Genomic DNA, 22,940 nt, shown 5'->3' on the forward strand with positions numbered 1-22,940 from the left:
CGACAATATCATCAGGGAGGCTACCATATGATCCTGCACTCGGTGCTGATGCGGTTGAAAGCCGCTGTAACGGGCGAAGAAAAGCAATCCCTGTTCGAATCGATCGTCGCGCTGAAGCAGGTGATCCCGGGAATTCTCGATATCAAATACGGCCCGAACGTCTCGCCGGAAGGCCTGCACGCCGGCTACGTCGACGGCTTTGCCGTCACCTTCGAGAGCCCCGAGGCCCGCGATGCCTACCTCGTCCATCCCGATCACGTCGCCGTCGGCGAGCGCATCGTCTCGTCGCTGGATGGCGGTCTCGGCGGCCTGATCGTCTTCGACCTGCAGGTATAACCCGCAGGCCGAGCGCTCATAAACGTCCCTATCAGCTGCTCTTCGCCATCGCGGCGGAGATCTGGTTGACGTTGTAGCGGAACATCTTCTCGTAGGTCGAAGCCGGTCCCTTGGCGTCGGAGAGCGACTCGACATAGAGCTCGCCGCCGGGCTCGGCACCGGTTGCCGTGGCGATCTGCTTGACGAGGCGCGGATCGTTGGAGTTCTCGAAGAAGTAGGTCTTCACATGCTCGGCCTTGATCTGCTCGATCAGCTTGGCGACATCGGCCGCCGACGCCTCGCTCTCGGTCGATACGCCGAGCGGCGACAGGAAGCCGACATGATACTCGCGGCCGAAATAGCCGAAGGCATCATGGCTGGTCAGCACCTTGCGATGATCTTCGGGGATCGTCTCGAACTTCGCCTTGGCATAGGCATCCATCGCGTCGAGCTTCTTGCTATAGGCCGCGGCATTGGCCTTGAAGGCGGCCGCATCGGCAGGATCGGCAGCGACCAGCGCCTTTTCGATATTGCCGACCCAGACCTTCACATTCACGGGACTGTTCCACACATGCGGATCGGTAACCGTCTTGCCATCCTCTTCCATCGTGCGGGTGTTGACGCCGTCCGAGACGACAACAGGCGTTCCCTTGTAGCCCGAGGCGCTGATCAGCCGGTCCATCCAGCCCTCCAGGCCTTCGCCGCTGACGAAGGTCACCTTCGCCGCATTGAGGTTCCGGGCGTCGGCTGGTGATGGCTCGAATTCATGGGGGTCGCCGTTCGGCCCGACGAGGCTGACCACCTTCACATGGTCGCCGCCGACCTGCTTGACCACATCGGCGAGCACGGTGAAGGAGGCCACGACCTTCAGCGTTTCGGCGGACGCCGGCAGGGCGGAAAAGATCATCAGCGTCGGAAGCGCTGCGGAGAGAAGCAGTCTGCGCGATATCATCGAAGTATCCTTTGGTTCAGCCCTTGAGATGCGGGCGCGGGAAGAAGCGTCGGACGAGGCCCGACGGTGCGAAGAAGATCGAAAAGCCGTAGATCAGCGCCGCCGTCATGATGATCGTCGGCCCGGAGGCGAGTTCCAGATGATAGGAGGCGATCAGTCCGAAATAGCCGGAAGCCGCAGCGCTGCCGGCCGCAACCAGCATCATCGACGGCAGGCTGCGCGCCCAGAGCTGCGCAATCGCTGCCGGCAGCATCATCAACCCGACGGCCATCAGCGTACCGAGCGCCTGGAAGCTGGCGACCAGATTGAGCACGACCAGCAGCAGGAACAGGAAGTGATAGACCGGGCCACGTCCGCCGATTGCCCTGAGGAAACTCGGATCGAAGCACTCGACGATCAGCGGCCGGTAGATCACTGCCAGCACGACAAGCGTCAGTGTGGTGATCGCGCCGATCTGGTAGAGGGCAGGGGCGTCTATGGCGAGGATGGTGCCGAACAGCACATGCAGCAGGTCGATATTGGAGCCGCGCAGCGACACGATCAGCACGCCCAGCGCCAGCGATGCAAGGTAGAAGCTGGCAAAGCTCGCATCCTCCTGCAGCACCGTCACCCGGCTGACCGCGCCCGACAGCAGCGCCACCGCCAGCCCCGCCACCAGCCCGCCGATCCCCATCGCCGTCAGCGACAGCGACCCGGCCACCAGATAGCCGATCGCCGCTCCCGGCAGGATCGCATGGCTCATCGCATCGCCCATCAGGCTCATCCGCCTGAGCATCAGGAACACCCCGATCGGCCCGGAGCCGAGCCCGAGGCAGAGGCAGGCGATCAGCGCGCGGCGCATGAAGCCGTAATCGATGAAGGGGGCAAACAACAGGTCGTAGAGGGTCATGCGGCTGGCGCGCAGAGAGCTGCGTCCTCGTCCCAGCGCTCGGCCATCGCCCGCGCCTTCATGAGGTTGGCGGAAGACATCGCCTCTGCCGTCGGCCCCCATTCGATCATCTCGCGGGCGATCAGCAGCGTTTGCGGAAAGTGCGCACGGATCTGGTCGAAGTCGTGCAGCACGGCAATGATCGTCCGCCCGTCGCCATGCCAGCGGGTGATGATGTCGATCAGATCGCGCGTCGTCCGCGCATCGATCGCCGTGAACGGCTCGTCGAGCAGGATCACCTGGGCGTCCTGCAGCAGCAGCCGGGCAAACAGCACCCGCTGCAGCTGGCCCGCCGACAGCGAGCCGATCTGCCGCGCCTCGAAGCCGTCGAGCCCGACGGCCGAGACCGCCGCGCGCGCCTTGTCCATCTCCTCGCGCGACACCCGCCCGAACGCCCCCATCTGCCGCCAGGCACCCATCATCACCGTGTCGAGGACAGAGATCGGAAAGCGCCTGTTGATATCGGCGGCCTGCGGCAGGTAGCCGAAATCGGTGCGCAGCAATCGATGCTCGACCCGCCCTTCGGCGGGCCGCAGCTCGCCCATGATCGCCTTCAGCAGCGTCGATTTCCCGGCCCCGTTCGGCCCGGCAATCGCCGTCAGGCTGCCGGCCGCGATGGTGCCCGAGACATGGTGGACAGCCGGATGCCTGTCATAGGCGACCGTCAGCTTGGAAAGCCGGATCAGAGGCGCGCTCATGGCAGCATGACCGCCCACGCGATCGCCGCCCACAGCAGCGCACTGAGCACGATGGCGCCGAGCACCCGGTTGGCGGCGGAATAGCCGATCACGCCAACATGCCGTCCGCGTCGCTTCATGGTTGACCTCATATGTAATAACATTACCGTTATGTTATAACAAATAAGGCGAGATTGTGGCGGGCATCGACCGTATCTGTGGAGCGGATCGCGGCTGGTCTGAATGACGAACCAGCCGCAAATCGACCTTCATGTCTGCGGGGCCACGTCTGCCGGTCGTTCGTGCAGGCCGAAAAAGGCAAGAGCCGCGCCGGCGACCAGCAGCACCACCGCGAGCGCGATCGACAGGTGCATGCCGGCCATGAACGCTGTCGCCGCCGTATCGCGCACCAGATAGCCGCATGTGGCAACACCGACCATGCCGCCGACCTGGCGTGCTGTGTTGAGAACGCCTGATGCAATGCCGACACGGGACGGATCGACCGCGGAAAGCGTGATGTTGGTCATCGTCGGTATCAACAGGGCGATACCGCTGGCCGCCATCAGCATCGGCACGACCAGCAGCCAGTACGACCCGGCGACATGGATCTGCAAGAGCAGGCCATATCCCGCAGCGGCGAGCAGCAGCCCGAACACCATGATCCGACGCGCACCCAGCCGCGTGATCAGGCGACCGGCGATGATGTTCATGATCATCAGCACTACAGTCATCGGCAGGAAGGCAATGCCGGTTTGTTGTGGCGAAAGCTGTTCCTGTAGCTGGAAGAACAGGCTGAACACGAAGATCAGCCCGTAATAGGCGAAGTTGACGATGATGCCGATAGCCGAGGCGATCGAGAATGCCGGTATGGCAAACAGCGACAGGGGCAGCATCGGTGCCTTGCTGCGCGCTGCGTTGGCAACAAAGGCGGCGCCTGACAGCAGAGCCACCGCGATCCCGGCCAGCACCTGTGGATGCGTCCAGCCGAGCCGCGCAGCATTGGTCAGCGCCAGTGCCAGCGCTCCGAGCGAAAGGATTGCTGTTGCCTGCCCCGGCAGATCGAGAGACCGGCTCCCGTTGGTCCGGCTCGGGATCGTGTAGCGCAAGGCCAGTGCCATCCCGATCATTCCGATCGGCAGGTTGATCAGGAAGATGCTGCGCCAGCCAAGATGCGTCACCAGAAATCCACCGGCGACGGGCCCGGCCGCAAGCGCGATGCCACCGGCTGCTCCCCACCAGCCGACTGCGCGACTGCGCTGTTCCCGGTCGGGGAAGGCCTGTTGTAGCAGCGAAAGCGAATTCGGCACCAGCAGCGCTGCCCCGGTGCCCTGCGCTGCGCGTGCCGCGACCAGTGTTGCCAACGACGGCGCGAGCCCGCAGGCGACCGAGGCGAGCGTGAAGATGGCAAAGCCGCTGACGAAGACCGCGCGAGCGCCCAGTCTGTCACCGAGCGTCCCACCCATCAGCAGCAGGGCGGCGAACATCAGCGTATAGGCGTTGACCACCCATTGCAGGCCGGAGATGTCGGTTGCAAAGCCGGTGCGCAGGGCATCGAGGGCGACGTTGACGACGCTGACATCCAGCAGCACAACGACAAAGCCAAGGGCGGCGGCGGCAAGCGTCAGGCGAGGGCGAGACCTGTGGTTAGGAGACATTGAAGCAATCCAGTGAGGGACGATGCTTCATATTGCGCGCATGTTATCGGTGCGAAAATTCTGTATATGTGCGGGTATGCGTGGAGAAATCGCACAGATGACCGATTGGGAAAACATCCGGTATTTTCTGGCCGTAGGCCGGATCGGTACCTTGTCGGGCGCCGCCCGTGCGCTGAAGGTGGATCATGCCACGGTCAGCCGTCGTCTTGCTGCCCTTGAAGCGGCGTTGCAGGTGCGACTCGTCGATCGCCTGCCGCGGTCCTGCCGGTTGACGGCAATCGGCAGTGAGATATTCGAGCAGGCGGTGCAGATGGAGGCGGGTGCGCTCGCCATCGCGCGGCGCGCACAGGCGGCCCACACGCCGCTCGTCGGTAAGGTCGTGCTCAGCGCGCCACCGGTGCTGGTCGCTCACCTCTTGGCGCGGCACCTTGCGCGGTTTCGCGACGATTTTCCCGATATCCGCATCTCGTTGGTGGCGCAGGCCCAGCAGGTGTCATTGAGCCGAAGGGAAGCCGATGTGGCGCTTCGACTGGTTCAGCCGCAGGAGACGGACAGTGTCGTACGCAAGGTGGGGACGATGGCATTTGGTCTCTACGCCCGCCGCGACTACGCCCATCTCGGTACGCCCGATCTCTGGCAGTTCATCGCCTATGACCAGAGCCTCGGCGACATGCCTCAGCAGAAATGGCTCCTGGAGATTGCCAACGGGCGACCGATCGCCTGCGAACTGAGCGATATCAGCGGGCATCTGATCGCGGCGCAAGCGGGCGCTGGCATCGCCGGCCTACCGTGCTTCCTCGCCGATGCCGATCCGGATCTCGTTAGGGTCGATGACGCCGGCCTGCCGTTTTCCCGCGAGATCTGGATTCTGGTTCACCGGGATCTGCGCAAGACACCGGCGGTACGCGCCGTCATCGATTTCGTCGTCGCCCTGATCAGGAGGGAAGGCAATTTGGCTGGATGAGATAGAATGCGTGATCGGACTGCCCAGCCTCCGCCAGCCAGCCCGATGCCTGTTGTTGGAAAACCTACAGCTGCTCGATCATGGTCGCAGCGCTGGAGACCGTCGCCTCGCCGGGGTTCCCCTCGACGTTCAGCGACTTGACGACGCCGTCCTCGACCAGCATCGAGTAGCGCTTCGAGCGGACGCCGAGGCCGCCGCCGGAGAGGTCGGCGTCGAGGCCGAGCGCCTTGGTGAAACCGGCATCCCAGTCGGCGAGGAAGTGGATCTTGCCCATGCCGCCCGACGATTGCGCCCAGGCGCCCATCACGTGCCAGTCGTTGACGGCAACGACGGCGATGTCATCGACGCCCTTGCCGAGAATGGTGTCGCGGTTTTCGAGGTAGCCCGGCAGGTGGTTCAGCGAGCAGGTCGGCGTGAAGGCGCCGGGCACCGCAAACAGCACCACGCGCTTGCCCTTGAACAAGGCGTCCGTCGTCGTTTCGACAGGGCCGTCGGTGGTCTTTTCCTTGAAGGTCGCCGAAGGAAGCGTGTCGCCGATTGCGATGGTCATGGAAGTCTCCTCATTCTCGTTGAAAGCCGGCACAGGGCCGTGGGGCCGGGGATAAGATATGGCGTTATTCAAAGACAAGCGGCGCTTCGATGGCGCGCGATCCGTCGATGATCAGGGCGCTCCAGCTCTTGCCGTGGATATCGTAGTTTTTCGGCAGCTTGCCGATGGCGATCGTCGTTGTCAGCGTCGTGCCGTCGCGCTTGCTCATCAGCCGCTTCGCAAACACGTAGCCGCTCGGCCCGGCAACGATCACTTCGGGCGTCGTGTCGCCGATCTCGGGCAGGGTGATCCGCAGCGTCAGTTCCTTCATGTCCTCGGACAGCGCGTGCTTGTTGACCTTGAACTTCGACGAGGGCGCCTCGGGCAGGCGCGCATCCGCCGCGTCAAGAATGGCTTTGTCCTCGGGCTGGGACTGCGCGGCGGCCGGAAGGCTGACGGAGAAGTCGGCCTGGAACGGCACGCAAATATCCTTGCAGATGCCGATGAACGCCTGCGCCTTGATCTCCTGCGTTCCGGGTTTTGCCGAAAGCGTCAACGGCAGGGTAACGGGCGCGTCATAGCCGATGTCATCGACCTTGCCGTCGGCAATGTGCTTGGGGATGGGATAGCCGATCCCGTCGAGCGTCACGCCGGTTTCCGGCGCAATGGTGATCTGCGGCGGGATGCCGCTATTGCCGGGTTCGCGCCAATAGGTGATCCACCCGGCCTTCGGCTCGATCTGCAGTCCTGCGCGGATCTTGCCCTGCTTGTCGGGCGCAAGCGCCACCAGCCGCATCCGCCCGCCGACATTGTCGACCCAGGCGCTGGTTTCTGCGCGTGCCGAACAGACAGCCGGCAGCGACAGGCCAATGGCTGTGATAGCGACCAGGAGGGGACGTTGGATGCGCGATGCAAAGGTCATGCGACAATCGTTATTCAAATCCACCACGCTGCGCCAGAAGCGTTGCTCGATTAAATTCTCATTTTCAGTTGATTGATCCCGGACATTGGCCCATGTTTCTTGTGGCGGGGCCTATGGCGGTCTGGCATCAGGAGGTATCATGTCCCTGTCGACCCTGAAAAACAGACGCGAGCGCGGCTTTTGCGATGGCCAGTTTCTCATCGCCATGCCGGGGGTTGACGATAGCAACTTTGCCCGAACGGTGATCTTCATTTGTGCCCATTCCGATGCCGGCGCCATGGGTTTCATCATCAACCGCTCGCAGGATCTGACCTTTACCGATGTGCTGCTGCATCTCGACATGATCAAGGATGACGAGGCGATCATGATGCCGCCTCCGTCGCGCGACCTGCCGATCCAGACCGGTGGCCCGGTCGAAAGCGGCCGCGGTTTCGTGCTTCATTCCGACGATTATCTCTGCGATTCCAGCATTCCGGTCAGCGACGACATCTGCATGACCGCGACGCTCGATATCATCCGGGCGATCTCCAAGGGCAAGGGGCCGAAGCGCGCCACCATGCTGCTCGGCTACGCCGGTTGGGGTGCCGGCCAACTGGAAGCCGAGATCGGCAACAATGGCTGGCTGAACTGCCCGGCCAACGATGCGCTGATCTTCGATCCCAATCTCGACGACAAGTATGAGCGGGCGCTCGCCGGCATGGGCGTCAACCCGGCCATGCTGTCCGCCGAGGCAGGGCACGCGTAAAGCAGGCCGGAATTCTCGAAACAAAGGGCCCAGAATTCTCGGAACGAATAGCGAAGAGCGACGTTTTCTTTTCGCAACGGGCAACAGGCTCGTTCTTAAAGGAGACATTCTGATGGGTAGCACCACCGACAAGATTTCTGGCAAGACCAACGAGCTCGCAGGTAAGGCCAAGCAGGCCGTTGGCAAGGCCACAGGCGACAACGAGATGCGCGCCAAGGGCACCGTGCAGGAAGCCAAGGGCAAGGCCCAGGTTGCCGAAGGCACCGCCAAGGAAAAGATCAAGGGCGTCGTCGATCGCATGTGATTGACCAAGTCTCACAATGGCCCGTTGCGCTCCCGCGCCACGGGTCGTTTTTATATCAACACCAGCCTACGGGGCCATGAGATGCGGCTTTTTGCCTGCGATAATTGCGATCAGGTCGTCCATTTCGATAACAGGCAATGTGTCCGGTGCAATCATCGCCTCGGCTTCCTGCCGGACGACCTGTTGATGCGCTCGCTGGAGCCGCGCGATGGCGATTTCTGGCAGCTGACCGCAAACCCGCAACGCGCGCTGCGCTTCTGCGGCAATGCCGGCCTCGATATCTGCAACTGGCTGGTCGGGCCGGACGACGACCACGAATTCTGCATTGCCTGCCGTCATAACCGGCTGGTGCCGAATATCGATACCCAGGAAGGCATCGATCGCTGGCGCCGCATCAGCCAGGCGCAACGCCATCTGTTTTATTCGCTGCTGCGCTGGCACCTGCCGCCGCCCGATCGCTTTCAGGACCCGCAGGGCGGTCTCGTCTTCGATTTTCTCGAAGACGAAGTGCAGTTCGACGGCCATGTCATTCCGGCCATAACGGGTCACGACGAAGGCGTCATCGCCATCCGCGCCGCTGAAGCCGACGACCTGACGCGCGAACTTGCCCGCGCCTCGATGAACGAGCCCTACCGCACGCTTCTCGGCCATTTCCGCCACGAGGTCGGCCATTTCGTCTGGAACAAGGCGGTCCGCGACCGCAACGAATTCGAAGGCTTCAGGGCCGTGTTCGGCGATGAACGCCAGGACTACGGCATCGCCCTGCAGAACCATTACCAGAACGGCGCGCCGCTTGGCTGGCAGCAGAATTTCATCAGCGCCTATGCCACCGCCCACCCGTGGGAAGATTTCGCCGAGTGCTTCGCGCACTATCTCCACATCGTCGATACGCTGGAAACCGCCCGCGGCTTCGGCATCGCCATCGATCCGCGTGGTCATGGGGAGATGGCGTCGGAAGTGGATTTCGATCCCTACAGGGCCGCCGATGCCGAACAGCTGGTCAGCGCCTGGGTGCCGCTTTCGGTGGCGATCAATGCCATCCAGCGCAGCATGGGCCAGCCGGACTCCTATCCCTTCGTGCTGTCGAACGCGGTCGTCACCAAGCTCGAATATCTGCACCGGTTGATCCAGGACCGGGTGGCGAATCCGCAGCAGGCAGCGGCCTGAGCCGCAACCTGCCAGCCTTTACGCGCGCTTGGTCAGCGGAAACCGTTCCTTCAACAATCGCAGCACCGATTCAGCGGCCATTGGCGGTCCGAACAGATAGCTCTGGCCGTAGGTGCAGCCCATCTTCGCCAACTCGATGGCGTCGTCGTTGGACTCGATCCCCTCGGCGACGATCTTCATGTCGAGTTCGCGCGCCAGCGAGATCACCGAACGCAGCACTGTCGCTTTCCGGTCGCTGGTATCGCAGACCAGCGACTTGTCGAGCTTGATCGTGTCGAACGGGAAACGGGTGAGGTAGGACAGCGACGAGTAGCCGGTGCCGAAATCGTCGAGCGCCAGGCCAAGCCCGATATCCCGCAGCTTTTCCAGCACCAGCCGCGCCTGTTCCGGGTTCTCCATCACCATCGTCTCGGTCAGCTCAAGCTTCAGCCGGGCCGGATCGCAATGGGTCTTGGCCAGCACCGAGCGCACGTCGTCATAGAGATCGTTGTTCAGCAACTGCGCGCTGGAGAGGTTGATCGACACGAAGATCGGCAGCTCGCCGGTCTGGTTTTCCCAGGCCATCAGGTCGTTGGTCGCCTGTTCCAGCGCAAAGATGCCGAGCATGTTGATGATGTCGGAGGCTTCTGCAATCGGGATGAATTCCGATGGCGGAATGGTCCCGCGCTTCGGGTGCTCCCAGCGCATCAGCGCCTCGAAACCGGCGATCTCCACGTCTTCGAGACCTGCGATCGGCTGATAGACCATCGACAGTTCCTTGCGCTCCAGTGCGCGGCGCAGATCGGATTCGAGCTGCAGCCGGTCGGCGCCGAAATCGCGGAAGGCTGGCTGGAACGGCTCGACACGATTGCCGCCGGCGCGTTTTGCCCGGTACATGGCAAGCTCCGAATCGCTGAGCATGCCCGTTGCGTTTTCCTGCTGGTCGACGAAGGAGGCGAGGCCGATCGATGCTGTCAGGATGATTTCGCGGTTGGCGAAGTTGATCGGTACCATGATCGCCTTCGAGATCGCATCGGCAAAATCGGCGATCTTCGCCGGATCGCGCTCGGACACCAGGATCAGCCCGAACTGGTCGCCGGAGAGCCGCGCCAGCGTATCCTGCGGCTTCAGCAGGCGGCGCAGGCGGCGGGTGAGGGCAATCAGGATGTTGTCGCCGGCCGCAACGCCGAGCGCATCGTTGACCAGCTTGTAGCGGTCGATGTCGATCACCATCACCGTCGGGCGCAGCAGATCGCCGCCCGGCGCCAGCGCCAGAACGCCCTGCAGCCGGTCGAGAAACAGCTGGCGGTTCGGCAGCCCGGTCAGGTTGTCGTGCAGCGCGTCCTGCAGCAGCCGGTCGATCGAGTTCTTCTGTTCGGTGACGTCGATGATCGTGCCGACGCAGCGGATCACTTCGCCGTTCGAGCCGAGCACCGGCCGGGCGCGGATCAGCAGCCAATGGAAATGCCCGTCTTCGGCGCGGATGCGGAATTCGTGGTTCAGCCGGCCGCGGCGGTGCTCGAGCAGCACGTCGAGCGTGGCGCGGAACCGGTCGCGGTCATCGGGGTGCAGGCGCGGCAACCAGTTGCGGGCAGCACCATGCATGGTGCCGGGAGAGAGCCCGAGCTTGACGGACACATCGGGGATGGTGACGACGCGGTCGCGCGCCACGTCCCAGTCCCACACCATGTCGCCGGAGCCGGTCAGTGCCAGCGATTGCCGTTCCAGATCCGAAAACAGTCCCTGCTGGAACGCGCCGCCGGCAAAGGCGTGCTGCATCACCGTAAAGCCGATCAGAAGCACGATCAGAACCAGACCGCCGCCCAGCGCCGGCTGGATGATGTCGTTGTCGAGCTTGCCGGTGATCGTCAGCCAGCCGCCGAAGATCCACACCAGGATCAGCGCCCAGGCGGGCACCAGAAGGATGGCGCGGTCATAGCGGTTGAAGCCGAGATAGACGATCAGCAGCAGCCCCATCGTCGCCGTCAGCGCAAACGACAGGCGCGCAACGCCGGCCGCGATCGACGGATCGTAGATTGCGACGCCGAACAGCAGCGCCAGCCCCAGCACCCAGGCAAACGTCAGGTAGCCCAGATGCGTGTGCCATCGGTTGAGGTTGAGATAGGTGAACAGGAAGATGACGAAACTCGATGCCAGCGCCACTTCCGCGCAGGCGCGCCATATTCGCTGGTCCGCAGAGGCGATGCTCACGAGCTTGCCGAGGAAGCCGAAGTCGACGCAGATATAGCCGAGCACCGCCCAGGCAAGCGCTGCCGTCGCCGGCAGCATCGAGGTGCCCTTGACGACGAACAGGATGGTCAGGAACACCGCCAGCAGGCCGGCAATGCCGAGCACGATGCCGCGGTAAAGCGTGAACGCGTTGATCGTGTCCTTGTAGGCGTCAGGTTCCCACAGATAGATCTGCGGCAGCTCGGGCGTCGCGAGCTCGGCAACGAAGGTAATGACGGCGCCCGGATTGAGCGTGATGCGGAACACGTCGGCCTCGTCGCTCGGCTGCCGGTCGAGCGCGAAGCCTTCGCTCGGGGTGATGGCGATGATGCGCTGCGAGCCGAGGTCCGGCCAGAACAGCTTCGAATTCACCAGACGGAAATGCGGTGCGACGATGACGCGCTCCAGCTGTTCGTCGGACACATTGGCAAGCGCGAACACCGCCCAGTCGCCCTGGTGGTTGCCGGAGCTAGAGCGCACCTCGATGCGGCGGCGAATGCCGTCGGCACCCGCTGCCGTTGAGACCTGGAAGGCCTCGCCCTGGTTGGCATAGATCTCGGTGGTCTTGGTCAGGTCGAGCGCGGTATCGTCGCGCGAAATCTTCACCGGCTCGGCTGCCTGCGCAGCACCCGATGCAAGCATCAGCGCCGACAGGAAAAGAGCTGCGATCACCGCGATCATGCGTCCGGTCGGTGATGCGTGCAGCATGCGGTTATCAGTCATCGGCTGTCGGTTATCCTGGCTTTATCCGCGTCGGTGGCGAGCAGTGAAAACATCACGTGATCATGCCACTGACCGTTGATTTTCAAGTATCCGCGCAGATAGCCTTCCCGCTGAAACCCGGCTTTTTCAAGCAGGCGGATGCTCCGAGCATTGTCTGGAATACAGGCTGCTTCGATACGGTGCAACTCAAGCCCTGCGAAGATGTAGGGTATAACCAATTGAAGTGCGGCGAACATATGGCCTTGGCCGGCATGCGGCTCGCCCATCCAGTAGCCGATCATGCAGCTTTGCGCCGCCCCGCGCCTGATATAGCCGATGGTGATGCCGCCGAGCAGCGTCATGTTCTGCCGGTGAAACAGGAGAAGCGGAACCGCCTGGCCGGAGGCATATTCCTGCTTGCCGCGAATGACCCGGGCCCGATACGAGCCCTCGGTTAGCTCGTCGCGCCGCCAGGTCGGCTCCCACCGCTCAAGGAAGCCGCGGCTTGCGGATCGGAGCTTGTGCCATTGGTTGAAGTCCTGGTAGCGGGGAAGCCGCAGCACATAGTTGCCGTCTTCAATCTCAACCGCTTCAGGCTGCCGAGACAGGAACCGAAACACCGATTTTGGCATCGATCACTCCCGGCAGCGCGAAGGCAGGTTCAAAGACTGGCTTGCTTGCCCTGTGGGGCAGGCGAAGACAGGGAAGCGGCGATGTCCTCCATCGGAGCAAGATGTTCGAGCGGGCCGATCGCCGACAGCGTCGGCACGGTGTCGAAGAACAGCCGGCCGGCAAGGTCGGTCAGCCGCTCGACGGTGATGCCTTCGAGCCGTTCCATCATCTCCGGATTGGAGATCGGCCGGCCGTAGAGCATCATCTGCCGCGCCACCTGTCCGGCACGGGCCGCCGGGCTTTCCTGGCCCATCAAGAGCTGCGCGCGGATCTGGGCGCGGGCGCGTTCGATTTCCTTCTGGTCGATGCTGGCTGCCGACTTGTGCAACTCGTCGATGATGACGGGCACCAGCTCCGGCAGGTTCTCGCCGCCGGTCGCGGCATGGATGCCGAAAATGCCGGTGTCGGAGAAGCCCCAGTGGAAGGCATAGATCGAATAGCAGAGGCCGCGGATTTCGCGCACTTCCTGAAACAGCCGCGATGACATGCCGCCGCCGAGAATATTGGCAAGGATCTGCGAACAGTAGAAGTCGCGCGCGTGATACGCCTTGCCCTCGAAGCCGAGCAGGATCTGCGCATCCATCAGGTCGCGGGTCTCGCGGACATTGCCGCCGATATAGTGGGCCGGGTCCATCACCGGCGGTGCGCTGGGCGCGGTCGGCAGCGACGAGAACCGGTCCTCGACCATGCGCACGAACTCGTCATGCTGAACGGCACCGGCGGCGACCACGAACATCCGGTCGGTGGTGTAGTTGCGGCCGAGATAGCCGCGAATTTGCTGTGGCGTGAACGAAACGACCGTCTGTGGCGTGCCGAGAATGGCGCGGCCGAGCGTCTGGTCGCGATAGGCGACTTCCGAGAAGCGATCGAACACCACGTCATCGGGCGTATCGTTGGCGGCGTTGATTTCCTGCAGGATGACCTGCTTTTCGCGTTCCAGCTCTTCCTCGTCGAAGGCTGATTCGGTCAGGATGTCGGCCAGAATATCGACGGCCAGCGGCACGTGGTCCTTGAGAACGCGGGCGTAATAGGAGGTGGTCTCGGTGGACGTCGCAGCGTTTACCTCGCCACCGACATCTTCGATCTGCTCCGCGATCTCCCGGGCCGTGCGGCGCCCTGTTCCCTTGAAGGCCATGTGTTCGAGCAGGTGGGCAATACCATGCTCGTCAGTCGTCTCATTGCGCGAACCTGATTTGATCCAGACCCCGAGTGCAGCACTCTCGAGATGCGGCATGGTCTGTGTCACTACTGTCAGCCCGGACTTAAGCCGGGTGCACTCAACTGTCATTGGCTATCTTTCTGCGCCTTCCGATTTTCAGGCCCGGGAATGCTCGCCGATAAACGTTTCGACGGCCTTGAGTTCGGGCTTAACGATCTGAAAGCGCTCCTCCTTGTCCATCAAATTAGCAAGCCACGTCGGGAGCGCGGGGTCAATACCGGATGCCGATTTTACGGCTGCCGGGAACTTGGCCGGATGCGCGGTGGCCAGTGCCACCATCGGTGAATTCGGCTTTTCATGCTTCTCGGCAACGAACACGCCGATCGCCGAATGCGGGTCGAGAAGGTAGCCGGTCGTGGCAAGCGTGGTCTTGATCGTCTCGGCCACCTGCTTCTCGCTGGCGCGTCCGGCGCGGAAGTCTTTTCGGATGAAGGCAAGCGCCTTGGACGAGATCTCGAAGCCGTTCGACTGCTTCAGGCTGTCCATCGCAGCGCGCACCTTGGAGGCGTCGCGGTCATAGGCCTCGAACAGCAGCCGTTCGAAGTTGGACGAAATCTGGATATCCATCGAGGGCGAGGTGGTCGCCTTGACCTCCTTCATCTCGTAGCGGCCGGTCTTCAGGGTCCGGGCAATGATGTCGTTCTCGTTGGTGGCAACCACGAGCTTGCCGATCGGCAGGCCCATGCGCTTGGCGCAGTATCCGGCGAAGATATCGCCGAAATTCCCCGTCGGCACCGTGAACGAGATCTTCCGGTCCGGTCCGCCGAGCGCCACGGCCGTCGTGAAATAATAGACGATCTGGGCCATGATCCGCGCCCAGTTGATCGAGTTGACGCCCGAGAGCTTTACCTTGTCGCGGAAGGCACCGTCATTGAACATCGCCTTCACCAGGTTCTGGCAATCGTCGAAATTCCCTTCGACGGCGAGCGCATGAACGTTTGGCGAGGTCGAGGTGGTCATCTGCCGCTGCTGCACCGGCGAAACCTTGCCATGCGGGAAGAGGATGAAGATATCGGTGCGCTCGCGGCCCGCAAAGGCGTCGATGGCAGCACCGCCGGTATCGCCCGAGGTGGCGCCGACGATGGTGGCGCGCTCGCCGCGCTTTTCCAGCGCATAGTCCATCATCCGGGCCAGCAGCTGCATGGCGACGTCCTTGAACGCCAGCGTCGTGCCGTGGAACAGCTCCATCACGAAGCTGTTATGTCCGGTCTGCACCAGCGGCGCGATGGCAGGATGACGGAAGGTGCCATAGGCCTCGTCGATCATCGCCCGGAAGGTATCGGCAGGAATTTCGCCATTGGTGAACGGCGACAGGATGGTGAAGGCAATGTCCTGATAGCTCTTGCCGCGCAGCGCCCGGATCTCCTTCTTGGAGAACTGCGGCCATTGGCGCGGCACGTAAAGCCCGCCATCGCGTGCCAGACCCGCCAGCAATGCATCGCAGAAACCGAGGGCAGGGGCTTCGCCGCGGGTCGAGATATAATCCACTGTCGTCATCCTTGATGTGCCGGCCGGAGGAAATCCGGGTTGGAGAGAAAACCTGTGTCGCGCGGCATCGGGCCTGCCGTTTCGGCCATGGCCGGCAGCAATCCCGAAATGTGCATCAAAACAGTGCTTACCCAATCGATTTTTGTTTGCGCCGCTGATATAGACCATCGCAAACTGTCACGAAAGGCCCTGTTTTCAGTCATTGGGCCTGACAGAAAACTTTGTGAAAAGGGTAGAATAATCGTGCTCGGCAAGGTCTCTCGTCTTATCGCTTCCGCATCCGTCGCGGCTGTTCTGGTCGGCTGCAATTCGCTTGGAATGGGCGGTGGGGAGAGCAAGTCAGCTGCTCCGACGCAGCCGGATGGCAATGCGCAAATCATGCCGCTGGCGCCCGCCAATCCGTCTTCGAACGATGCCGCTATCGGCACCGCGACCACGGCCTCCGGCGCAACGGCGCGGGTCGTGCAGGGCGCTTGCCCGACGATCTACATGAAGGATGCCGAGGCGGTTTATCACAGCTATGCCGGTGGCGCCAAAACCGGCGCGCCGGAAAAACTCGCCTTCCAGGCCACGATCGGCAACTACACCCGCCAGTGCACGCTCAATGAGCAGAACCTGACGATGACCGTCGTGGCGCAGCTGCGCGTCGTCGCCGGCCCTGCCGGCGGCCCGGCCAACGCCACACTGCCGATTCGCGTCACCGTGCTCGATGGCGAAGATACGCTCTATTCCGAAGTCACCAATTTCCCCGCCCAGATCGACCCGAACGGCGCCACCCAGGTGCTGTTCCGCAAGGACGGCATCAAGCTGCCGGTCGGCTCAGGCGCACTGGTCCGCGTCAACATCGGCTTCGACCAGGGCGCGCCGGCCAAGGGCAAAGGCAAGAAGAAGTAAGGTTGGGGCTGGTTTGGCTCGCTCCCGGCTGCTTTGATGGCTTTCGGCACGGTGCGTGCGGCCCCCTCATCCGGCTGCCGCCACCTTCTCCCCGAGGGGAGAAGACGCTCGTGGCTGGCTTTCCGCACCACCTCGAATGCTGCTGGTTAATGTTCTGCAGAGGTCGTGCCACATCTCCCTTCTCCCCAACGGGGAGAAGTGCCGGAGCGCCAGCGAGGCGATGAGGGGGGCTACCCGGCGCAACGCCGGCGAAAGCAGCTCCCCTCTCACCCCTTAATCAAAGCACGCCATCCCATTCCGCCAGGGCGGCCACCACGCCCGGCAGGTCGATCATCCGCGAGATCACCGTCTCGGCACCGGCATCCGTCAGCTTGTCGGCATGCGAGGGGTAGGTGTGCGAGGCGCCGGTGAAGCCGATGACCCGCATGCCGGCGGCGCGCGCTGCCTTTACGCCATGCACAGAATCCTCGACCACGACGGCGCGCGAAGGCGAAACGCCCATCTGCTTGGCGCCATGCAGGAAGATGTCAGGCTTCGGCTTGACGCGATCTGCACCGAGATCCTTGGCCGAGTAAATGCCCGGCGCAAACAGCGGCTTCAGCCCGACCTTGCCGAGCATCATCTCGAGGCGTGCGCTGCTCGAATTCGAGCAGATGCAGCGCTTCAGTGCGATCCTGGTTACGGCGGCTTCAACGCCGGCAATCGCCTGGACGTCCTGTTTCAGCCGCAGGTCGAGGAGCGCCTCGGACTTGTCGATCAGCGAGGCGGAGATCGGGATGCTGGCCTCGCGCTCGACCTGCAGCAGGATGTTCTGCCAGGTCATGCCGGCGAAGCGCTCGCCCATTTCCTCGATGCCGATCGGATAACCGGCTTCCGTCAGAAGTCGGGACTCGACTTCCGCCGCGATGATTTCGGAATCGACCAGAACGCCGTCGCAGTCGAAAATGATGAGGTCGAAGCCGTTCATGTCTATCAAGCCTTGTTTGGGGGTGAGGCGGCTTTACACGATGGCTCGCAGAACCTCAACCGGCAGCGCGGCATGGCTGGCCTGCGGGGCATGGGACGCTTTGGGGATCTCGCCGGAATTGCCGGCTGCGCAGCCGTTCTGGCCTCGACAACGCGGTACCCGCTCTCTAAGGGATTGGTATGGCCAAGGAACCGGAAGACACAATCGCAAGCCGCATCAGCCGCGTGCTCGCCGACCGCATCGTTCGCGGCGAGCTGTCGGCCGGCCTGCGCCTGCGTCAGGACCATATCGCCGAAGAATTCGGCGCCAGCCACGTGCCGGTGCGCGAGGCGTTTCGGCGCCTGGAAGCGCAGGGACTGGCCATCAGCGAGCCCCGTCGCGGCGTCCGCGTCGCATCCTTCGACCTCAAGGAGGTGCGCGAGGTTGCCGAAATGCGCGCCGCCCTCGAAGTGCTGGCACTGCGCCACGCCGCAAAACATTTGACGCCGGCCATTCTCGATGCCGCCGAAGAGGCGACCCGCGAGGGCGATGCCGCAGCCGACGTCCACGCCTGGGAAGACGCCAACCGCCGCTTCCACACGCTGATCCTCGCGCCCTGCAACATGAACAGGCTGCTCGCCTCGATCGACGACCTGCATGCCGCCAGCGCCCGCTTCCTGTTTTCCGCCTGGCGTTCCGGCTGGGAAAAACGCACCGATCACGACCACCGCGCCATCCTGCTGGCGCTGCGCCAGGGAAGAGCCGACGAGGCCGCCTCGATCCTCGAACGCCATGTCCAGTGGATCGGGCGCGCGCCCAAATCCACGCAAAAGGGCGCTGCCGGCGCCGAAGCCTTCGCCATCGTCGGCTGATCTCAAGAAAATTATAGATAATTTTTATTGTGCGATTATTGCGCGAAAACGCCGATAGTCTGCACGATTGTGCGTGAATCTCTTCTTTTCCGTTCCTGCGTCAGCTTGCTGGAAGAAGGCAACCGCTTGCGCTATCCAAAAATCTCTTTCATAAAATAGATGGAATCAAAAATTATCTATAATTTGATCGAGGAGAAGTGCATGTCCCTGTTCGACCACTCCACCAAGCTGGTTTTCGACCCGCTGCGCCTGTCCGCCCGCCCTGCGGCAATCAAGGCCGTCTTCGTGCTGGCAGGCACGCTGGTTCTGGCGCTCGCCTCGCAGATCGCGGTGCCGATGGTGCCTGTGCCGATCACCATGCAGACCTTCGCCGTCACCATGATCGGCGCGCTCTACGGCTGGCGTCTCGGCGCCGTCACGGTGCTCACCTGGCTGGCAGAGGCTGCCGTCGGTTTCCCGGTGCTGGCAAACGGCGCCGGTGGCCTTGCCCCGTTTGCGGGTGCAACCGCCGGCTACCTCGTTTCCTTCCCCGTTATCGCCGCGCTGACCGGCTGGCTCGCCGAACGCGGCTGGACCGGCGACAAGGTGATCCGCAGTTTTGGTGCGCACCTCGCTGCCAATATGCTCTGCCTGGCGATCGGTGGCCTGTGGCTGGCCAACCTGCTCGGCACGGAAAAGGCCTGGCTGCTCGGCGTTGCGCCCTTCATCCTCGGCGCCGTGCTGAAATCGGCGCTCGCCGCCGCCGTGCTGAAGGGCGTCAGGATCTATACCGGACGCTGATGTGACGGTTCGCCTGCGCGCCCATCATCTGCTCTGCATGCTGACCTTCGTCGGTGAAGGCTATACGCCGGCCTTCACCGCCAACTACGTCAGCATCGCCAGGCGGCTATCATCGGGGGAGGAGATCGAAATGGTCTCCGGCCCCGACGACATCTGCGCCCCGCTGCTCGCAGGCACGACGGCGCATTGCCACAATGCCAGCGTCATCGCGCGCGACGAGGCCGCCGCCGAAGCCATCGGTCGTCTGCTGAAAATGAAGATCAGCGATGGCACACGCATCATCCCCGACAAGACGCTACTGAAAAGGTTGCGTCGCAACTTCGCTCTCGGCACCATCCGCAAGGCCTGCGGCGCGTGCGAATGGAGCGAACTTTGTGGCCATGTCGCCGAGCGTGGCTTCAAGGACGTGCTGGTCGCCGCCCGTTAGGCGGCCAGTGACAAGCCAGGCGGCTCGGAACCCATGGCCAGACCGGTTGGCATAAACGTGTCAATTTGCATCGACCGGAAACAGCGCCAGAAACTGCCGCTCACCTTCCGGCGAAAAGATCACCGAGCGACTACCTGCCGTCCGCCGCGCCCAGCCCTTGTCGAAGAAATTCGACAGCAGCGCCTTGCCGAGGCTGCCGGCCAGATGCGCCCGCCGCTCGCTCCAGTCGAGGCAGGAGCGGCAGAGCGGCCGCCGCGACGATTTGAGATCGCCGACATCGATGCCGATGCATTGCAACGCGCTCTCGCCCTTGCCGGTCAGCGCCAGTCCCTCGCCAACAGCGTCGATCGCCCCCTTGGCGACAAGGCTATCCAGCATCCGTACGCCAAAATCGCCGGCCAGATGGTCGTAGCAGATCCGCGCTTTACGAAGCGCCGGCTCCTTCGGCCCCGGCTGATGCCGGAGATGCCCGCGCCCGGCCGCAAACCCCATGATGTTTTCGAGCAGCTTGCCGACAGCGTCGTCAGCCAGCGTGAAATAGCGGTGCCGCCCCTGCTTGCGCTGCGACAGCAACTGCCCGGCCTCGAGCCTGGCCAGATGCGTGCTCGCCGTCTGCACGGTGATGCCGCCCGCAGCCGCAAGCTCGGTGGCCGTCAGCGCCTTGCCGCCCATCAGCGCGGTCAGCATGTTGGCGCGCGCAGGATCGCCGATCAGGGCGCCGATCTGGGCAATGTCCGGACCTTCCTTCATGCCGCGTCCTCCGTCATGTGTTGCCACGATACTTCGACCGTAACCGAAGCATGCCGGTCCCGCAACATGTCAAAACCGTCTCGCAGCAAAAGGAGACGACGATGATTACCTGCTTCATCCGCTACGAGATCGACCCGTTCAAACGGGAGGAATTCACCGAATACGCCCGCAACTGGGGCCAGGCCATTCCGCGCAACGGCGCCGACCTGATCGGCTATTTCGCCCCGCACGAGGGCTCGGCCACCACCGCCTACGGCGTCTACAGCATCGAAAACCTCGCCGCCTACGAAGCCTACCGCGCCCGTCTCGCCGCCGATCCACTCGGCCGCGAGAACTACGAATTTGCCAGGCGCGAACGCTTCATCCTCAAGGAGGACCGCATCTTCCTGACCAACGTCTCGCTTCCTCACGCAAAACAGGTGCAGCCATGATTGCCGTCATCTTCGAAGTCCTGCCCTATCTCGGGGAGCGCCACACCTACCTCGATCTGGCCGGCGAACTGCGCGCCGAGTTGGACAAGATCGACGGTTTCATCTCGATCGAACGCTTCGAGAGCCTGACCACCCGCGGCAAGCTGCTGTCGCTGTCCTTCTGGCGCGACGAGGCGGCGGTAAAGCAATGGCGCAACCTCGAACCCCACCGCGCCGCCCAGCAGGCCGGCCGCAACGGCATCTTCGCGGATTACCGACTGCGCATCGGTGACATCGTCCGAGATTACGGGATGAACGAGAGGAGGGAGGTGCCTGATGACAGCCGTGCGGTGCATGATGCGGCGGCTTAATGCTACGTTCGCTTGATCGCCGCCAACCGCTGAAGCTTCCGGCTCTCTTCGAGATGTCCGAGCAGGCTCTGGAACCACCCCGACGGCAGCGCGCCGATCACGCAGCTGTCGAGATTTGGCGTGTCAGAAAGCCATGAGGCAGGGCGCAAATCGGCGCCCGCCCAGACGAAGACGTTGAGTTGGTCGGTGTAGATCCATGAAGCTCTGTCATCAAGCCCGAGGTGTCTCTTGAGCTTGACAGGCACCTCCACGGCCCGTTGCCCTGACAAGGGGAAGCTATGGGAGATACCCAACGCGTAGGTCAGGATGGCGCCGCCATCCAGATCGCGTGCTGAGACGATTGCCGTCGGATAAACCTTGAAACCGTCTTCCCGATATTGGCTTTGTGAACGCCATAGGAACTCGTAGGCCACCAGACTCCCAACCGGCGGGCGAGGTGGTATCTTCAAGGTTTAGCTCTTCCGTTTCGAAGGGCTGAGCTTTCCATCCTCGTCCAGATCATCAAGTTCGTAGGGGGCGTCAGTCTCAACCTGCTCACGGCCAATCCGCTGCATTTCCACGTCGGTCAGCTCGCGCGCGAGAATGTTTTTCGCGCGTGGCAATTTCCCTGGAAAATCGGCTGGCTTGATCGATCGCATGGCCTGTCCACTCCTGACATTTCAATCATAACCGATGCCCGGAAAACCAACAAGTGCAGCTGGAATCGGCGGGACTGACGAATTATTTTTCCCGAAATCGCCCACCGGTTCAGTCTTTGGTAACCAAGATGAGTAACCATAACAGACAGTAAAGAGCGTAACGTGTATGAGCGAGTTTAAAGATGGCGTCAGTATTTCCGCTTGCCGATCTCAAGGCCTCCGCAGCGCCGGGTGCCTGGATCGACTCGATCATCAAGGGCGATTGCGTATCGGCTCTTGAAGCCTTGCCGACCCACTCCGTAGACGTCATTTTCGCCGATCCGCCCTATAACCTGCAGCTCGGCGGCAACCTGCATCGTCCGGATCAGTCGCTGGTCGATGCCGTCGATGACGAGTGGGACCAGTTCGCCTCCTTCGAAGCCTATGATGCCTTTACCCGCGCCTGGCTGCTGGCCTGCCGCCGCGTGCTGAAGCCAACCGGCACGCTCTGGGTCATCGGCTCCTACCACAACATTTTCCGCGTCGGCGCCACCATGCAGGATCTCAACTTCTGGATCCTCAACGACATCGTCTGGCGCAAGACAAACCCGATGCCGAATTTCAAGGGGCGCCGTTTCCAGAACGCCCATGAGACGATGATCTGGGCAAGCCCGAGCGCCAAGGCCAAGGGCTACACCTTCAACTACGATGCGCTGAAGGCGTCCAACGACGACGTGCAGATGCGCTCCGACTGGCTGTTCCCGATCTGCAATGGCGGCGAGCGCCTGAAGGGTGAAGACGGCAAGAAGGTGCATCCGACCCAGAAGCCGGAAGCGTTGCTCGCCCGCGTCATCATGGCCTCGTCGAAGCCCGGCGACATCATTCTCGACCCGTTCTTCGGTTCCGGCACCACGGGCGCTGTCGCCAAGCGCCTGGGTCGTCACTTCGTCGGCATCGAGCGCGAACAGGATTACATCGACGCGGCGTCCGCCCGCATCGAAGCCGTGCAGCCGCTCGGCAAGGCCGAATTGACCGTGATGACCGGCAAGAAGCAGGAAGTCCGCGTCGCCTTCAACGTTCTGGTCGAAAGCGGCCTGATCAAGCCCGGCCAGGTGCTGACCGATGCGAAACGCCGCTACAGCGCCATTGTTCGCGCCGACGGCACCATCGCATCCGGCGGCGACGCCGGCTCAATCCATCGCCTTGGCGCCAAGGTTCAGGGTTTCGACGCATGCAACGGATGGACATTCTGGCACTTCGACGACGGGCAATCCCTGCGCCCGATCGACGAATTGCGGTCCGTAATCCGTAGTGATCTGGCCAACGCGGGTTAATCCGCGTTCGAGCCCGATCGAGACTGCCGGCTTCCGGTTTTTGTACCTCCAGTTGCGGAAGACGGCAAAAGGCGCCCGGGATCATCTCTCGG

The 22,940-nt window shown here is 62.8% G+C and carries 27 protein-coding genes; 12 read left to right on the plus strand and 15 right to left on the minus strand.

The window, feature by feature from the left end:
- Positions 1-27 precede the first annotated feature (27 nt).
- Entirely contained in the window at positions 28-336 is a 309-nt protein-coding gene (locus GVL52_RS06615) for a Dabb family protein (RefSeq protein ID WP_160005091.1), read from the plus strand.
- A 31-nt stretch (positions 337-367) separates the two neighbouring features.
- On the opposite strand, the gene GVL52_RS06620 is transcribed toward GVL52_RS06615, so the two are convergent.
- The 5 genes from GVL52_RS06620 to GVL52_RS06635 form a co-directional block, all read right to left on the minus strand.
- Entirely contained in the window at positions 368-1,267 is a 900-nt protein-coding gene (locus tag GVL52_RS06620) for a metal ABC transporter solute-binding protein, Zn/Mn family (protein WP_160005093.1), read from the minus strand.
- Positions 1,268-1,283: 16 nt separating this feature from the next.
- Positions 1,284-2,156 (minus strand): metal ABC transporter permease, encoded by an 873-nt coding sequence (locus GVL52_RS06625; RefSeq protein ID WP_160005095.1) that lies wholly within the window; start codon positions 2,154-2,156, stop codon positions 1,284-1,286.
- Entirely contained in the window at positions 2,153-2,893 is a 741-nt protein-coding gene (locus GVL52_RS06630; RefSeq protein WP_160005097.1) for a metal ABC transporter ATP-binding protein, read from the minus strand. Before GVL52_RS06630 ends, GVL52_RS06625 begins: the two co-directional genes overlap by 4 nt.
- On the minus strand, positions 2,890-3,012 hold the full coding sequence (locus tag GVL52_RS31155; protein WP_280179093.1) for a hypothetical protein: 123 nt from the start codon (positions 3,010-3,012) through the stop codon (positions 2,890-2,892). Before GVL52_RS31155 ends, GVL52_RS06630 begins: the two co-directional genes overlap by 4 nt.
- Before the next feature lie 129 nt (positions 3,013-3,141).
- A complete protein-coding gene (locus GVL52_RS06635; protein WP_160005099.1) occupies positions 3,142-4,527 on the minus strand; it encodes an MFS transporter in 1,386 nt (461 codons plus the stop codon).
- 97 nt (positions 4,528-4,624) lie between these two features.
- On the opposite strand from GVL52_RS06635, the gene GVL52_RS06640 reads away from it, so the two are divergent.
- Positions 4,625-5,491: a LysR family transcriptional regulator gene (locus GVL52_RS06640; protein WP_160005101.1), complete on the plus strand. Its 867-nt coding sequence runs from the start codon at positions 4,625-4,627 to the stop codon at positions 5,489-5,491.
- Positions 5,492-5,555: 64 nt separating this feature from the next.
- Here GVL52_RS06640 and GVL52_RS06645 read toward each other — a convergent pair whose 3' ends face one another.
- Both GVL52_RS06645 and GVL52_RS06650 read right to left on the minus strand, forming a co-directional pair.
- Positions 5,556-6,041: a peroxiredoxin gene (locus GVL52_RS06645; RefSeq protein ID WP_160005103.1), complete on the minus strand. Its 486-nt coding sequence runs from the start codon at positions 6,039-6,041 to the stop codon at positions 5,556-5,558.
- Positions 6,042-6,105: 64 nt separating this feature from the next.
- Positions 6,106-6,942 (minus strand): protein-disulfide reductase DsbD domain-containing protein, encoded by an 837-nt coding sequence (locus tag GVL52_RS06650; protein ID WP_160005105.1) that lies wholly within the window; start codon positions 6,940-6,942, stop codon positions 6,106-6,108.
- Between the two features lie 139 nt (positions 6,943-7,081).
- On the opposite strand from GVL52_RS06650, the gene GVL52_RS06655 reads away from it, so the two are divergent.
- The 3 genes from GVL52_RS06655 to GVL52_RS06665 all read left to right on the plus strand — a co-directional run bounded on the left by GVL52_RS06655 (position 7,082) and on the right by GVL52_RS06665 (position 9,158).
- Complete coding sequence (locus tag GVL52_RS06655) at positions 7,082-7,687, plus strand: YqgE/AlgH family protein (RefSeq protein ID WP_160005107.1); 606 nt, start codon at positions 7,082-7,084, stop codon at positions 7,685-7,687.
- Between the two features lie 112 nt (positions 7,688-7,799).
- On the plus strand, positions 7,800-7,991 hold the full coding sequence (locus GVL52_RS06660; protein WP_160005109.1) for a CsbD family protein: 192 nt from the start codon (positions 7,800-7,802) through the stop codon (positions 7,989-7,991).
- An 81-nt stretch (positions 7,992-8,072) separates the two neighbouring features.
- Complete coding sequence (locus GVL52_RS06665) at positions 8,073-9,158, plus strand: putative zinc-binding metallopeptidase (protein WP_160005111.1); 1,086 nt, start codon at positions 8,073-8,075, stop codon at positions 9,156-9,158.
- Between the two features lie 18 nt (positions 9,159-9,176).
- On the opposite strand, the gene GVL52_RS06670 is transcribed toward GVL52_RS06665, so the two are convergent.
- The 4 genes from GVL52_RS06670 to thrC are packed head-to-tail and all read right to left on the minus strand — an operon-like array spanning position 9,177 to position 15,456.
- The gene (locus GVL52_RS06670; protein WP_160005113.1) at positions 9,177-12,089 is read right to left on the minus strand and encodes a sensor domain-containing phosphodiesterase; all 2,913 of its coding nucleotides are present in this window, start codon (positions 12,087-12,089) and stop codon (positions 9,177-9,179) included.
- Positions 12,086-12,700 carry a GNAT family N-acetyltransferase gene (locus GVL52_RS06675; protein ID WP_160005115.1) on the minus strand — a complete coding sequence of 205 codons (615 nt, stop codon included), beginning with the start codon at positions 12,698-12,700 and terminating at the stop codon, positions 12,086-12,088. Before GVL52_RS06675 ends, GVL52_RS06670 begins: the two co-directional genes overlap by 4 nt.
- Before the next feature lie 29 nt (positions 12,701-12,729).
- Entirely contained in the window at positions 12,730-14,028 is a 1,299-nt protein-coding gene (locus GVL52_RS06680; protein ID WP_160005117.1) for a pitrilysin family protein, read from the minus strand.
- 27 nt (positions 14,029-14,055) lie between these two features.
- Positions 14,056-15,456, minus strand: a complete 1,401-nt coding sequence (thrC, locus tag GVL52_RS06685; RefSeq protein WP_160005119.1) for a threonine synthase — start codon at positions 15,454-15,456, stop codon at positions 14,056-14,058.
- 231 nt (positions 15,457-15,687) lie between these two features.
- Between thrC and GVL52_RS06690 the strand changes: the two genes are divergently transcribed.
- The gene (locus tag GVL52_RS06690) at positions 15,688-16,341 is read left to right on the plus strand and encodes a hypothetical protein (protein ID WP_200847791.1); all 654 of its coding nucleotides are present in this window, start codon (positions 15,688-15,690) and stop codon (positions 16,339-16,341) included.
- A 277-nt stretch (positions 16,342-16,618) separates the two neighbouring features.
- On the opposite strand, the gene GVL52_RS06695 is transcribed toward GVL52_RS06690, so the two are convergent.
- Positions 16,619-17,308: an HAD family hydrolase gene (locus tag GVL52_RS06695; protein ID WP_160005123.1), complete on the minus strand. Its 690-nt coding sequence runs from the start codon at positions 17,306-17,308 to the stop codon at positions 16,619-16,621.
- Positions 17,309-17,487: 179 nt separating this feature from the next.
- On the opposite strand from GVL52_RS06695, the gene GVL52_RS06700 reads away from it, so the two are divergent.
- From GVL52_RS06700 to GVL52_RS06710, 3 genes are all read left to right on the plus strand, one after another.
- Positions 17,488-18,159, plus strand: a complete 672-nt coding sequence (locus GVL52_RS06700; protein ID WP_160005125.1) for a GntR family transcriptional regulator — start codon at positions 17,488-17,490, stop codon at positions 18,157-18,159.
- Between the two features lie 201 nt (positions 18,160-18,360).
- Complete coding sequence (locus GVL52_RS06705) at positions 18,361-18,939, plus strand: biotin transporter BioY (protein WP_160005127.1); 579 nt, start codon at positions 18,361-18,363, stop codon at positions 18,937-18,939.
- 1 nt (position 18,940) lies between these two features.
- Positions 18,941-19,366 (plus strand): DUF1284 domain-containing protein, encoded by a 426-nt coding sequence (locus tag GVL52_RS06710; protein WP_160005129.1) that lies wholly within the window; start codon positions 18,941-18,943, stop codon positions 19,364-19,366.
- A gap of 60 nt (positions 19,367-19,426) precedes the next feature.
- Here the strand turns inward: GVL52_RS06710 and GVL52_RS06715 are convergent, their stop codons facing one another.
- Positions 19,427-20,116: a helix-turn-helix transcriptional regulator gene (locus tag GVL52_RS06715; protein ID WP_160005131.1), complete on the minus strand. Its 690-nt coding sequence runs from the start codon at positions 20,114-20,116 to the stop codon at positions 19,427-19,429.
- A gap of 101 nt (positions 20,117-20,217) precedes the next feature.
- On the opposite strand from GVL52_RS06715, the gene GVL52_RS06720 reads away from it, so the two are divergent.
- Positions 20,218-20,547, plus strand: coding sequence for an NIPSNAP family protein (locus tag GVL52_RS06720; protein ID WP_160005133.1), 330 nt, complete (start codon positions 20,218-20,220; stop codon positions 20,545-20,547).
- Positions 20,544-20,897, plus strand: coding sequence for an antibiotic biosynthesis monooxygenase (locus GVL52_RS06725; RefSeq protein WP_160005135.1), 354 nt, complete (start codon positions 20,544-20,546; stop codon positions 20,895-20,897). The genes GVL52_RS06720 and GVL52_RS06725 overlap by 4 nt, the downstream gene beginning before the upstream one ends.
- A 2-nt stretch (positions 20,898-20,899) precedes the next feature.
- Here the strand turns inward: GVL52_RS06725 and GVL52_RS06730 are convergent, their stop codons facing one another.
- Positions 20,900-21,310 (minus strand): hypothetical protein, encoded by a 411-nt coding sequence (locus GVL52_RS06730; protein ID WP_160005137.1) that lies wholly within the window; start codon positions 21,308-21,310, stop codon positions 20,900-20,902.
- A 39-nt stretch (positions 21,311-21,349) separates the two neighbouring features.
- Positions 21,350-21,535 carry a hypothetical protein gene (locus GVL52_RS06735; RefSeq protein ID WP_160005139.1) on the minus strand — a complete coding sequence of 62 codons (186 nt, stop codon included), beginning with the start codon at positions 21,533-21,535 and terminating at the stop codon, positions 21,350-21,352.
- A 182-nt stretch (positions 21,536-21,717) separates the two neighbouring features.
- Between GVL52_RS06735 and GVL52_RS06740 the strand changes: the two genes are divergently transcribed.
- Positions 21,718-22,848, plus strand: a complete 1,131-nt coding sequence (locus tag GVL52_RS06740) for a site-specific DNA-methyltransferase (RefSeq protein ID WP_160005141.1) — start codon at positions 21,718-21,720, stop codon at positions 22,846-22,848.
- Positions 22,849-22,940: the final 92 nt, after the last annotated feature.

Origin of the sequence: Rhizobium sp. 18055, from assembly GCF_902706285.1 — a bacterium.
In the GTDB taxonomy this organism is placed as follows: domain Bacteria; phylum Pseudomonadota; class Alphaproteobacteria; order Rhizobiales; family Rhizobiaceae; genus Rhizobium.

Bases quoted from the DNA above. Each gene is read 5' to 3' on its own strand.
- GVL52_RS06680 (WP_160005117.1), bottom strand. From the start codon at position 14,028: ATGACAGTTGAGTGCACCCGGCTTAAGTCCGGGCTGACAGTAGTGACA.
- GVL52_RS06670 (WP_160005113.1), bottom strand. From the start codon at position 12,089: ATGACTGATAACCGCATGCTGCACGCATCACCGACCGGACGCATGATC.
- GVL52_RS06700 (WP_160005125.1), top strand. From the start codon at position 17,488: ATGGCCAAGGAACCGGAAGACACAATCGCAAGCCGCATCAGCCGCGTG.
- GVL52_RS06635 (WP_160005099.1), bottom strand. From the start codon at position 4,527: ATGTCTCCTAACCACAGGTCTCGCCCTCGCCTGACGCTTGCCGCCGCC.
- GVL52_RS06715 (WP_160005131.1), bottom strand. From the start codon at position 20,116: ATGAAGGAAGGTCCGGACATTGCCCAGATCGGCGCCCTGATCGGCGAT.
- GVL52_RS31155 (WP_280179093.1), bottom strand. From the start codon at position 3,012: ATGAAGCGACGCGGACGGCATGTTGGCGTGATCGGCTATTCCGCCGCC.
- GVL52_RS06660 (WP_160005109.1), top strand. From the start codon at position 7,800: ATGGGTAGCACCACCGACAAGATTTCTGGCAAGACCAACGAGCTCGCA.
- GVL52_RS06625 (WP_160005095.1), bottom strand. From the start codon at position 2,156: ATGACCCTCTACGACCTGTTGTTTGCCCCCTTCATCGATTACGGCTTC.
- GVL52_RS06650 (WP_160005105.1), bottom strand. From the start codon at position 6,942: ATGACCTTTGCATCGCGCATCCAACGTCCCCTCCTGGTCGCTATCACA.
- GVL52_RS06665 (WP_160005111.1), top strand. From the start codon at position 8,073: ATGCGGCTTTTTGCCTGCGATAATTGCGATCAGGTCGTCCATTTCGAT.
- GVL52_RS06630 (WP_160005097.1), bottom strand. From the start codon at position 2,893: ATGAGCGCGCCTCTGATCCGGCTTTCCAAGCTGACGGTCGCCTATGAC.
- GVL52_RS06695 (WP_160005123.1), bottom strand. From the start codon at position 17,308: ATGAACGGCTTCGACCTCATCATTTTCGACTGCGACGGCGTTCTGGTC.
- GVL52_RS06655 (WP_160005107.1), top strand. From the start codon at position 7,082: ATGTCCCTGTCGACCCTGAAAAACAGACGCGAGCGCGGCTTTTGCGAT.
- GVL52_RS06645 (WP_160005103.1), bottom strand. From the start codon at position 6,041: ATGACCATCGCAATCGGCGACACGCTTCCTTCGGCGACCTTCAAGGAA.
- GVL52_RS06675 (WP_160005115.1), bottom strand. From the start codon at position 12,700: ATGCCAAAATCGGTGTTTCGGTTCCTGTCTCGGCAGCCTGAAGCGGTT.
- GVL52_RS06640 (WP_160005101.1), top strand. From the start codon at position 4,625: ATGACCGATTGGGAAAACATCCGGTATTTTCTGGCCGTAGGCCGGATC.
- GVL52_RS06735 (WP_160005139.1), bottom strand. From the start codon at position 21,535: ATGCGATCGATCAAGCCAGCCGATTTTCCAGGGAAATTGCCACGCGCG.
- GVL52_RS06725 (WP_160005135.1), top strand. From the start codon at position 20,544: ATGATTGCCGTCATCTTCGAAGTCCTGCCCTATCTCGGGGAGCGCCAC.
- GVL52_RS06620 (WP_160005093.1), bottom strand. From the start codon at position 1,267: ATGATATCGCGCAGACTGCTTCTCTCCGCAGCGCTTCCGACGCTGATG.
- GVL52_RS06615 (WP_160005091.1), top strand. From the start codon at position 28: ATGATCCTGCACTCGGTGCTGATGCGGTTGAAAGCCGCTGTAACGGGC.
- GVL52_RS06740 (WP_160005141.1), top strand. From the start codon at position 21,718: ATGGCGTCAGTATTTCCGCTTGCCGATCTCAAGGCCTCCGCAGCGCCG.
- thrC (WP_160005119.1), bottom strand. From the start codon at position 15,456: ATGACGACAGTGGATTATATCTCGACCCGCGGCGAAGCCCCTGCCCTC.
- GVL52_RS06705 (WP_160005127.1), top strand. From the start codon at position 18,361: ATGTCCCTGTTCGACCACTCCACCAAGCTGGTTTTCGACCCGCTGCGC.
- GVL52_RS06720 (WP_160005133.1), top strand. From the start codon at position 20,218: ATGATTACCTGCTTCATCCGCTACGAGATCGACCCGTTCAAACGGGAG.